Here is a 10796-nt window from a genome sequence, read left to right as displayed (position 1 = left end):
GTCCCCGCAACGCGAAAGCAGGGGGCCACATCGGTTCCGGGCGACCGCCCAGGCTCCGTCGCTTCCCCATCCCGTTCACAGCGGAAGAGCGATGACGCATGTCCGGCCGTCTCGCCTCCTGCCTGTCTCCGGTTGTCCGTCTCCGCCCGCCCAGCTACGACGGATCGGCCCGCAGCCGAGACGTCTTCATGCCCGACCAAACCGACAAACAGACCTTCTCAGACCAGGAGGCCCTGGATTTCCACCGCCTGCCGAACCCGGGCAAGATCTCCATGGCGCCGATCAAGCCGATGGCGACCCAGCGCGATCTGTCGCTGGCCTATTCGCCCGGTGTCGCCGTGCCGGTGCGGGCGATCGCCGAGGACGCGGACCGGGCCTACGACTACACCTCCAAGGGCAATCTGGTCGCCGTCATCTCCAACGGCACGGCCATTCTGGGCTTGGGCAAGCTCGGCCACATGGCCGCCAAGCCAGTGATGGAGGGCAAGGCCGTCCTGTTCAAACGCTTCGCCGACGTCGACAGCTTCGACGTCGAGGTCAGGACCACCGACCCGGACGAGTTCGTCACTGTGGTCAAGAACATCGGCGACACCTGGGGCGGCATCAATCTGGAGGACATCAAGTCCCCCGAATGCTTCGTCATCGAGGCCGAGCTCCAGGATCAGTTGGACATCCCGGTCTTTCACGACGACCAGCACGGCACGGCCATCATCTCGACCGCCGGCCTGATCAACGCCTGTCACGTCACCGGCCGCCGTCTCGAGGACATCAAGCTGGTGCTGGTCGGTGCCGGGGCCGCCGGTCTGTCCTCGATCAGCCTGATGAAGGCCCTGGGCGTCCGGCCCGAGAACACCACCGTGGTCGACCTGCACGGCGTCATCTATCGCGGCCGGCCCGAGGGTATGGACCAATGGAAGGCCGTCCACGCCACCGACACCAACAAGCGCACCCTGGCCGAGGCCATGGTCGGCGCCGACGTGGTGCTGGGCCTGTCGGCCAAGGGGGCCATCACGCCCGAGATGATCGCGACCATGGCGCCCCGTCCCATCGTCTTCGCCATGGCCAACCCCGATCCGGAGATCACCCCGGAAGAGGTCAAGGCGGTCCGCCCCGACGCCATCGTCGCCACCGGCCGCTCGGACTACGCCAACCAGGTCAACAACGTCCTGGGCTTCCCCTACATCTTCCGCGGCGCGCTCGATGTGCGGGCCCGGCGCGTCAACCACGAGATGAAGATCGCCTGCGCCCAGGCTCTCGCCCAGCTGGCCCGCGAGGATGTCCCCGACGAGGTCGCCGTCGCGTACCGCGGTCGCAAGCTGAAGTTCGGCCCGGACTACATCATCCCCACGCCCTTCGATCCGCGGCTGATCTGGTACATTCCACCCTTCGTCGCCCAGGCAGCCATGGACACGGGCGTCGCGCGCCGTCGCATCGAGGACATGGACGCCTATCGCGCCCAGCTGCGCGAGCGGGTCGACCCCTCGGCCGCCCTGATGCAGAAGATCTCGGCAGCCGTGCGCGCGGCGCCCAACAAGCGCGTGGTTTTCGCCGAGGGCGAGGAGACCACCGTCATCCGCGCCGCTTGGGCCTTCAAGCAGGCCGAGCTGGGCACCCCCATCCTGATCGGCCGCGAGGATCTGATCCGCAAGAACGCCGCCGAAGCCGGCCTGAACTTCGACGAGATGGGCATCGAGATCGTCAACGCCCGCGTCTCGGACATGAACGAGGCCTACACCGACTGGCTCTACGCCAAGCTCCAGCGTCGCGGCTATCTTCGTCGCGACGTCCAGCGGATGATCAACCAGGACCGCAACTACTTCGCCGCCGCCATGGTCGCGCGCGGCCAGGCTGACGCGGTCGTCACCGGCACGACCCGCAACTTCAACATGGTGCTGAAGGAGGTCCGACGCGTCCTCGACATCAAGGGCGACAGCCTGATCGGCCTGTCGGTCGTGCTGGCCAAGGGCCGCACGATCTTCATCGCCGACACCTCCATCCACGAGCTGCCCTCGGCCGAGGAACTGGCCGACATCGCCATCCAGGCCGCCGCCACGGTCCGAAAGCTCGGCCGCACCCCGCGCGTGGCCTTCCTCAGCTACTCCAGCTTCGGCAATCCGCCCGGCGAGCGCGGCGAGAAGGTCCGCGAGGCCATCCGCATCCTCGACGCCAAGGGCGTCGATTTCGAATACGAGGGCGAAATGCCGCCCGAGCTGGCGCTCGCCCCCGAGCAGCGCGCCAACTATCCCTTCATGCGCCTCAGCCGCGAGGCCAATGTGCTGGTCATGCCGGCGCTCCACTCCGCCGCCATCTCGACCCAGCTGGTCCAGGCGCTGGGTGGGGCCACCGTGATCGGACCGCTGCTGGTCGGCCTCGAAAAGTCCGTCCAGATCGTCTCGCTCGGCGCCTCGGTCTCGGAGATCATCACCGCCGCCACCTTCGCCGCCTATGAGGAAGGCGTCACCGTCGAGTTCGAACCCGAGGACGAAACAACGGCTCCTCACCCGAGCCCGGCGGCGGAGCGCTCGATGCACACCACGGCGGTCCCGCCGACGGTGTGAGGGTCAGGCGGCGAGGGCCTCGGCACCCTTCGCCTCGATCTCCTTCTGTCGGCGCGCGACGAGGAAGGCGAGGAACACCGCGATCACCCCGATCACGACCGAATAGGCGAAGAAGGCCGCGTAGCCCGCGCCCAGGGAGGCCGGGGTTACCTCGGCAATCTCGGCGCCCTTGACCAGCGCCCCTTCTGGCAGGCTCTCGAACATCGGACGGAACATCGCGGTGAAGCCCCCGGCCTCCGCCAGCCGCGCGGAGCCTTCGACGATCCGCCCCGACTGGGACGCCAGAATCTTGCCGAAGATGGCGTAGAGCGAACTGAACAGGGCGTACTGGGTCGCCGTGAACCCCGCCGACGTCAGGCTGGACATATAGACGATCAGGGCCGTGCCCGCGACGCCGGTGGCGAAGTTGTCGATGGTGATCGCCCCATAGAGCGCCGGCATGCTGGCCCCCTGCGTCGCCAGCCAGATGAAGATCAGGTTCGACAACGGACTGGCGAACACCCCGATGACCATCGTCCGGATGATGCCCAGCCGGCTGACCATCCACGCCCCCGCGGCGATGCCCGCCAAGGAGGCCACCACGCCATAGACTTTCCGCACCTCCGCGATCTGCGTCAGGCTGAAGCCGAGGTCCTGATAGAAGGGGTTCATGATGTTCAGCACGAAGTCCGACAGGCGGTACATGCAGATCAGGGCCAGGATCAGCAGCCCAAGTCCGCCGCCGAACCGTCGGAAGAAATCCGCCAGCGGATCGCCATAGGCCTTGCGCAGATAGGTGCCAGGTCGTGTCGGAGCGCCTGGCAGAGGCACGCAGGCGAGGGCGATCAGGCCGAGCCCTGCGATCACGGCAGGGAACTGGACGAAGATGCCCGTTTCGCGCGCCTCCCAGACCGCCTTGAAGGCTTCGGCCTGCTCTGCGCTCTGGCCGAACCAGCCCATAGCGAGATTCAGGAAGGTCGCGTTGGCCGCCAGGCCGGAGCCGGCCAGCAGCGCCCCGATCAGAATGAGCAGGATGCGCCCGCCCCACTCGACGGCCTCCAGAACCGGCTTGGCCGCCATCCCCTCGGTGAAGTGCGTCGGGGGCCGGTTGTACTTCTCTCTCGGGGCCAGCAGCGCGGCGCCCACGGCGATCAGCATGCAGGCCGCCATCACCGCATACGAAAGATTCCAGCCGTAGGCGTCGGCGAGCACCAGAGGCAGGGCGCCCGCGACGATCATGGCCCCGCGATACCCCCACTGATAGGCGGCGGCCATCGTCCCGTAGAAGGTCTCGTCGACCACCTCGATCCGCCAGGCGTCGATGGCGATGTCCTGCGTCGAGCCGCAGAAGCCGACGAGAACCGCCAGAAGCGCCACCTGCCCCAGGTTGAGGGCCGGGTCCGATCCCGCGATCGCCCAGAGCCCGAGGACGATCAGGCTCTGCATCAGGACCATCCACGAGCGGCGCTGACCCAGGAGCCCATGCAGGACCGGAATCTTCACCCGGTCCACGACCGGCGCCCAGACGAACTTCAGCGCATAAGACAGGGTCGCGAGCGCAAAGACGCTGATGGTCGACAGGCTGAGTTCGGACTCCCGCAACCAGGCCGACAGGGTGTCGAAAATCAGGAAGAAGGGCAGGCCCGCCGCCGCGCCCAGCAGCAGCATCACGAACACGCGGCGATCCCTCAGGGACTTGACGAAGTCCCACGTCGTCAACCGCTTGGCCGTTTCGCTCATGTCAGGCGTCCCTCTCGACGCCCCCCGGCGTCCTATGCGGCGACGACCTTGGCGCGGAAGTCTCCGGTCGTCCAGCGGGCGAGCGCGGACCTCAGCGCCTCCAGCTCCAGAGGCTTGACCAGATGATCGTTCATCCCGGCCTCGAGGCAGGCTCGCCGGTCCTCCTCAAAGGCGTTGGCGGTCAGGGCGACGATGGGCGTGCGGTCGCCCGTCGCGCGGATTGCGCGGGTCGCCTCCGGCCCATCCATGCCGGGCATACGCATGTCCATGAACACCAGATCGTAGCGCGCCCGCTTCAGCGCCTCGATAGCCTCCCGGCCCGTTCCGGCCGTCTCGACCACGCAGCCCTCGCGCCGCAGCAGGGTCTTGGCCAGAAGCGCGCCGACCGGATTGTCCTCGGCCAGCAGCACCCGCGTGCCGGCGAACCGGACCGGCACGACGCGGTCGTCTTCGGGCGGCAGGGTGCGCGCCCCGGCCGGAACGGGATCGCCCGCCGTCGCCGCCGCCAGCACCCGCTCGACCAGCGAGGCGCGGCGCAATGGCTTGATCAGATAGCCGTGGAACCCGGCGGACCGGTACCGCGCGATCAGCTCGCGCTCGCAGGGCTTGAGCAGGATGATCCCACGACCGCTGGCGGGGGCCTCCGCCATTGGCCGGCCCGTCGTCGATGCCTCGGCATGGTCGATCAGGGTGACGGCGGCCGAAGCATCGACCACCTCGGCCCCGCTGGCGTTCAGCTGGGCCCGGACGGCCTCGGTGACGAAGGGATCCGGCGACCGCACTGCCACCCCCATGCCGTCCATCGCGCGCAGACGCGGGCCAGCGCCTGCCGCCGCCTCGAATGTCGCCTGAAACCGGAAACGGGAACCGCCACGACCGTCGGGGTTCGGCCGGTCGACGACCGTGACCTTGCCCTTCATGGCCTCGGCTAGCTTTCGCACCACCGCCAGACCCAGCCCGGCGCCGTCATGGCGGGTGGCGTCCGAGGCGTCGACGTGGCCGAACTCCTCGAAAATCTTCTGGCGCGCCGAGGCCGGGACGCCAGGACCCGTGTCGTCGACGATGAAGGCCAGCGCGGGCTTGCGATCCGTCCCGCCAGCGCGCTCGACCGCGATCCGCACGCCGCCGGTCTCGGTGAATTTCACCGCATTGCCGGCCAGGTTGAACAGCACCTGCCGCAGCCGGCCCTCATCGGCCATGACGTCCGGGACATCGGCCGCCACCGACCAGACGATCTCGAGCCCCTTGTCATGCGCTTTCGGGCTCAGCAGCTCCGCCACGCCGCGCACCAGGGTCTCCGGATCTACGGGCGCCAGATCGAACTCCAGCTTGCCGGCCTCCAGGCGGGCGTAGTCGAGCAGATCATTCACGAGGCCCAGAAGGTGCTCGGCCGAATCCTTGGCAGCCTCGGCGTAGGCGCGCTGGGCGCCGTCCAGCCGCGTCCGGGTCAGCAAGCCCAGCATACCGATCACGCCGTTCAGGGGCGTGCGCATCTCGTGGCTCATCAGCCGCAGGAAGGGATCGGCGCCGCCGGAGGGCGCGACCACCGCGCCTGCGGCCCTTCCGCTTGTCCCTCGCGTCTTCGCCATGCGCAGTCCCCCGATCTGGAGAACACGCTTAAGGCGCTGCGGCTTAAGGGCGGCTCAACCCGCAAGGTTGCCAAAGTCTTGCCGCCGCCCGATGCCACCCAATCACCACGCCGGCACCCCCGCGCGTCCGCCGTCCTGTCGCTCGAAATCAGCCTGGGCACCCACAGTCGAGCGGCGATAAATCAAGGCCTCCGCGATGTGGCGGCGAACGACGCCGGTCGAACCCTCGAGGTCGGCGATGGTGCGCGCCAGCCGAAGCGTCCGCGTCCAGCCCCGCGCGGTCAGGCCGCCGGCCTCGCCCGCTCGCATCAAGAGCGCCCGCCCCGCCTCGTCCGGTCGGGCGAAGCGGTCCAGCGTCTCGCCCGATGCCCGGGCGTTCAGCGCCTGGAGCGGATCCAGCCCCGCCTCCCTGACCCGGTCCTCCTGCATGGCGCGAGCGACGGCGACTCTGGCCGAGGCCTCGGCCGTGCCTTCGGCGGGCGGGGGCAGAGCCATGTCGGCGGCGGTGACGGGTGGCGTCTCCACCGTCAGGTCGATGCGGTCGAACATGGGGCCGGAGATGCGGTTCTGATAATCCCTCTGACAGCGCGGAGCCTTGCCGCAGGCTCCCTTGCCCGCCCCGCCGAGGCCGCAGCGGCAAGGGTTCATCGCCGCGACCAGCTGGAACCGGGCCGGATAGCGGACATGGGCATTGGCGCGCGCCACGACGATCTCTCCGGTCTCCAGCGGCTGGCGCAGGCTGTCCAGCGCCTGGGCCGAGTATTCGGGCAGTTCGTCGAGGAACAGCACGCCGTTGTGCGCCAGCGAGGCCTCCCCCGGCTTGGCGCGAAGGCCGCCCCCGGTCAGGGCCGCCATCGAGGCCGAATGGTGGGGCGCACGGAAAGGCCGCTCACGCGTCAAGGCGCCGCGTTCGATCAGCCCCGCCACGGACCAGACCATCGAGGTCTCAAGGAGTTCCCGTGGGGTCAGAGGCGGCAGGAGTCCCGGCAGGCGCTGGGCCATCATCGACTTGCCGGATCCCGGCGGGCCGACGAACAGCAGATTGTGGCCGCCAGCGGCGGCGACTTCCAGCGCCCGCTTGGCGCTCTCCTGACCCTTGACCTCGCGCAGATCCGGCACGGCGGTTCCCGACGTCACCGGCCCGGCGGCGGGCGCCCGCAGCACCTGCGTGCCCTTGAAGTGATTGATCAGTCCGATCAGCGAGCGGGGCGCCAGGATCGAGACCTCGCCGGCCCAGGCCGCCTCCGGCCCGTTCGCCTCGGGGCAGATCAGACCGAGTCCCATCGCCGAGGCCGAAACAGCCGCTGGCAGGGTCCCGCCCACGGGCAGAACGCGGCCGTCGAGGCCCAGCTCTCCGACGGCCATCCAGCCGCTCAGGGCGTCGGGCGGCACCACGCCCAGCGACGCCAGCAAGGCCAGCGCAATCGGCAGGTCGAAATGGCTGCCTTCCTTGGGCAGATCGGCGGGAGCGAGGTTGACGATGATCCGCCGGGGCGGAAGGGCGAGACCTATGCCGGCGAAGGCGCCCCGCACCCGTTCCCGGCTCTCGGCCACCGCCTTGTCGGGCAATCCGACGACGGCGAAGACGATCGGACCATCATTGCCGACCAGCTGAACCTGAACGTCGACGCGGCGCGCCTCGACCCCCTCGAACGCGACCGTCGCGATGCTCGCCAGCATGGGCGTTCTCCCTCAGCGGAGAGAACAGACCATGAACTTACAGCCTTTGCAAGAGCGGCGTTACGCGCTCGGCGTGCGCTTGACCTCGATGGCGTCCCACAGGATGGCCGCCGCATCCACGCCGCTGAATTCCTTCAGCTGCGCCGCGCCCGTGGGCGAGGTCACGTTGATCTCGGTCAGGTAGTCGCCGATCACGTCGATGCCGACGAACATCAGACCCCGCGCCTTCAGTTCTGGCCCGATGATGGCGCAGATTTCGCGGTCACGCTCCGTGATCTCGACCGGGGCGGCGGTGCCGCCGACGCGCAGGTTCGACCGCACCTGACCTTCGGCGGGCACGCGATTGATGGCGCCGACCGGCTCGCCCTCGATCAGGATGATGCGCTTGTCGCCCTTGGATACCGCCGGAATGAACTTCTGGATCACCAGGGGATCGCGGCTGGCGGAGGCGTGGATCTCGATCAGGGCCTCAAGGTTCGGGTCCCCCGCTTTCAGTCGAACGACGCCCGAGCCCGCTGCGCCGTGCAGGGGTTTGAGCACCACATCGCCGTGCCGTTCGTGGAAGTCTACAAGGGCGACGGGGTCGGCGCTGATCAGCGTCGGCGGCTGGACACCCTCGAACCGAGTAGCAAACAGCTTCTCTGGCGCCGAGCGGACTTCGGCTGGATCGTTCACGACGAGCGTCCGCGGATGGACCGTCTCCAGCAAATAGGTCGCCGTCACATAGGCCATGTCGAACGGCGGGTCCTGCCGCATCAGGATCACATCGACATCGCGACCGAGGTCCAGCCGGACCTCCTCGCCGAACGTCACATGGTCGCCGACGACGGGCCTCAGCGTCGCCGGCCGGGCGCGGCAGAAAAGGTCGCCGTCCTCCAGCGCCAGCGTCCGGAAATCATAGACCCACAGCGGATGACCGCGCGCCTGCGCCTCCAGCGCCAGAAAGAAGGTCGTGTCCGAAGCGATGTTGACCCCTTCGATGGGGTCCATCTGGATGGCGACATTCAGCATCGGGCGTCCTTCCTAGGCGTCGGGGCTGGTCGCACATGGACGGCGCCGGGGAAGGCCGCAAGGGCGGGGATCAGTTCAGCCGCATCCTCAGACGGTCGAAGGCGACCTCGGGCACGGGCGCGGCCTCGCCGGAGACGGCGCGGGCGCGAGCGAGCGCGTCTATGGCGCCGGTCAGAGCGCCCTGCTTTTCTCGCGCGGCGGCGACGTCCAGCCATGGCCGATGATCCTCGGGGTCCAGCAGGGCGCGGCGCACGGCAGAGCGTTCGGCGGTTTGATAGTCCTCGGCCCTGATGGCGCGGCTGAACAGCACGTTCTGGAGCCGGATCAGAGCCTGGCGATCGGTGACCGGGGCCATCAGCACGTCCAACCGGTCCGCCACATGCGGCGTCAGGCCAGCCCGCAGCGCTCGCCGCGTCAGCTCTGACGGCATGACGACCCGCCCCTGACTGAACGGATCGAGCGCCACCGGGCCCGCCGGTGTCTCGACCCGCAGCAGGAAGTGGTTGGGAAAATCGACGCCCGCCGCCTTCAGGCCCACCCGCCGCGCGGCGTCCAGATAGAAGACCGCCAGAGCCGCCGAAAGGCCGCGCCGACGCTCGGCGATATCGATGACGTCGGTGTTGGTGGGGTCGTCATAGTGTAGGAGGTCGCCGTTCAGCCGCAGGTCGGCGGCCATGGTCTCGGCGAGCGCATCGTCCGGGCTCTCGGTCTCGATCCGTTCCGACAGGCGCTCGGCGGCCGCGTCCGCGAGACGTCGCACGGCCCCGGCGTCGCGGAACGGTACGTCGTGCATGGCGCAGGCGATAGCGGCGTCGAGCAGCGGAAAGGCGTCGTCGTCGGCCTGTCCTGCCAGGCTCAGCCGGTCCTCCGCCTCTTCCCGTGTCACGGCGACGCCTCCCCCGACGACCCGTTCCCTCGCCCCAGAAGGATAGGGCCCGAGAAACTACAGACCGCGACGATGGCGTGGAAACCGGCCGGACGCCAGCGTCACCGTGTCCAGCCGGAGACGAAGTCCCGTTAGGCCGGGTCTTTGGCGCAACAGTCGCTCGCCGGCGAGCCGCAGCCTCTCGCGCTGGGCGGGCGACAGCGCGGTCTCCGCCGCCTCGGCCGTGGCGCGGCGCTTGACCTCGACCACCGCCAGCACCTCGGCCTTCTGGGCTAGGATGTCGATCTCGGCGCCGGGCGCCTTCAGTCGGAACCCCAGAATGCGATAGCCCTTCAGCACCAGCCACGCCGCCGCCAGCCATTCGGCCGCATGGCCCGCACGAAACGCCTGACCGCCCCGGGCCCGCCGCCAGTCCGCCTTGGCGGGGCGCGTCAGCCTGGGCCGGGCGACCCTGGGCGGCTTCATCCCCGGCCCTGCAGCTCGAGGGCCCGGCGGTAGAGCGCCTTTCTCGGCAGATCGAGCGCCCTCGCCACTTCCGACGCCGCCTCTCCGGGCGCGAGCCGGGCCAGGGCCTCGGTGAGGGCCGCATCGGCGTCGGCCGCGCTGGCAGTCTCCGCCTCTCCGGGGCCGACGACCACGACGATCTCGCCCTTGGGCGCGTCCAGCGCGGGGTCGGCTGCGAGCTCGGTCAGGCTCCCTCGCACGCAGGTCTCGTAGAGCTTGGTCAGCTCCCGGCACACGGCGGCCGGTCGGGGTCCCAGAACGGCGGCCATATCCGTCAGACTGGCTCTGAGACGCGGACCGCTCTCGAAGAACACCAGCGTCTGGCCGCCCGGCTTCAGCTCGGTGAGGGCTCCGATCCGACCGGCGGATTTGGGCGGCAGGAAGCCGACGAAGGTCACGCGATCGGCGGGCAGGCCCGACAGCACCAGCGCCGCCAGTAGGCTGGACGCGCCGGGGATGGGATGGACCGGCAGCCCCGCCGCGATCACGTCGCGGGCGACAACGAAGCCGGGGTCCGACACCATCGGCGTCCCCGCGTCTGACACCAGGGCCACGACGCCGCCGTCGGCGACCCGTTCCACGGCGATCTCGGCGGCGCGGGCCGAGGCGTGGTCGTCGCAGCGTTCCAGCCGGGCCTTCAGCCCATAGGCGGACAGCAGCTTTGCGGTGACGCGGGTGTCCTCGGCCAGGACGAGGTCCGCGGCGGCGAGCACATCGAGCGCCCGCAGCGTCATGTCCCGCAGGTTTCCTATGGGGGTCGAGACCAGATACAGCCCCGGCGACAACCGTCGAGGCGGAGGCGCGGTCGGCGGAAACAGCGTGGCCTCGGTCATCGCCAGACCGTGCCAG

The 10796-nt window shown here is 69.4% G+C and carries 8 protein-coding genes; 1 reads left to right on the top strand and 7 read right to left on the bottom strand.

From position 1 onward, the window contains the following. The first annotated feature begins 188 nt into the window (after positions 1-188). Positions 189-2558 (top strand): NADP-dependent malic enzyme, encoded by a 2370-nt coding sequence (locus Q333_RS0116230; RefSeq protein ID WP_029418301.1) that lies wholly within the window; start codon positions 189-191, stop codon positions 2556-2558. Positions 2559-2561: 3 nt separating this feature from the next. Here Q333_RS0116230 and Q333_RS0116225 read toward each other — a convergent pair whose 3' ends face one another. The 7 genes from Q333_RS0116225 to rsmI all read right to left on the bottom strand — a co-directional run bounded on the left by Q333_RS0116225 (position 2562) and on the right by rsmI (position 10780). Further along, positions 2562-4277 carry an AmpG family muropeptide MFS transporter gene (locus Q333_RS0116225; protein ID WP_029418300.1) on the bottom strand — a complete coding sequence of 572 codons (1716 nt, stop codon included), beginning with the start codon at positions 4275-4277 and terminating at the stop codon, positions 2562-2564. A gap of 32 nt (positions 4278-4309) precedes the next feature. Then, positions 4310-5866 (bottom strand): response regulator, encoded by a 1557-nt coding sequence (locus Q333_RS0116220; protein WP_029418299.1) that lies wholly within the window; start codon positions 5864-5866, stop codon positions 4310-4312. A gap of 102 nt (positions 5867-5968) precedes the next feature. Beyond that, positions 5969-7546 carry a YifB family Mg chelatase-like AAA ATPase gene (locus tag Q333_RS0116215; protein ID WP_029418298.1) on the bottom strand — a complete coding sequence of 526 codons (1578 nt, stop codon included), beginning with the start codon at positions 7544-7546 and terminating at the stop codon, positions 5969-5971. A gap of 60 nt (positions 7547-7606) precedes the next feature. Next, positions 7607-8557 carry a glutathione synthase gene (gene gshB / locus Q333_RS0116210; protein WP_029418297.1) on the bottom strand — a complete coding sequence of 317 codons (951 nt, stop codon included), beginning with the start codon at positions 8555-8557 and terminating at the stop codon, positions 7607-7609. A 70-nt stretch (positions 8558-8627) separates the two neighbouring features. After that, complete coding sequence (locus Q333_RS0116205) at positions 8628-9443, bottom strand: SirB1 family protein (protein ID WP_029418296.1); 816 nt, start codon at positions 9441-9443, stop codon at positions 8628-8630. 57 nt (positions 9444-9500) lie between these two features. After that, positions 9501-9908 carry a YraN family protein gene (locus Q333_RS0116200; RefSeq protein WP_029418295.1) on the bottom strand — a complete coding sequence of 136 codons (408 nt, stop codon included), beginning with the start codon at positions 9906-9908 and terminating at the stop codon, positions 9501-9503. Then, positions 9905-10780 carry a 16S rRNA (cytidine(1402)-2'-O)-methyltransferase gene (gene rsmI / locus Q333_RS0116195; RefSeq protein ID WP_029418294.1) on the bottom strand — a complete coding sequence of 292 codons (876 nt, stop codon included), beginning with the start codon at positions 10778-10780 and terminating at the stop codon, positions 9905-9907. Before rsmI ends, Q333_RS0116200 begins: the two co-directional genes overlap by 4 nt. Between the last annotated feature and the right edge of the window lie 16 nt (positions 10781-10796).

Source organism: Brevundimonas bacteroides DSM 4726 (genome assembly GCF_000701445.1).
GTDB lineage: Bacteria > Pseudomonadota > Alphaproteobacteria > Caulobacterales > Caulobacteraceae > Brevundimonas > Brevundimonas bacteroides.
The sequence above is the reverse complement of the archived record's forward strand: the minus strand, read 5'-3'. Positions and strand labels throughout refer to the sequence as shown.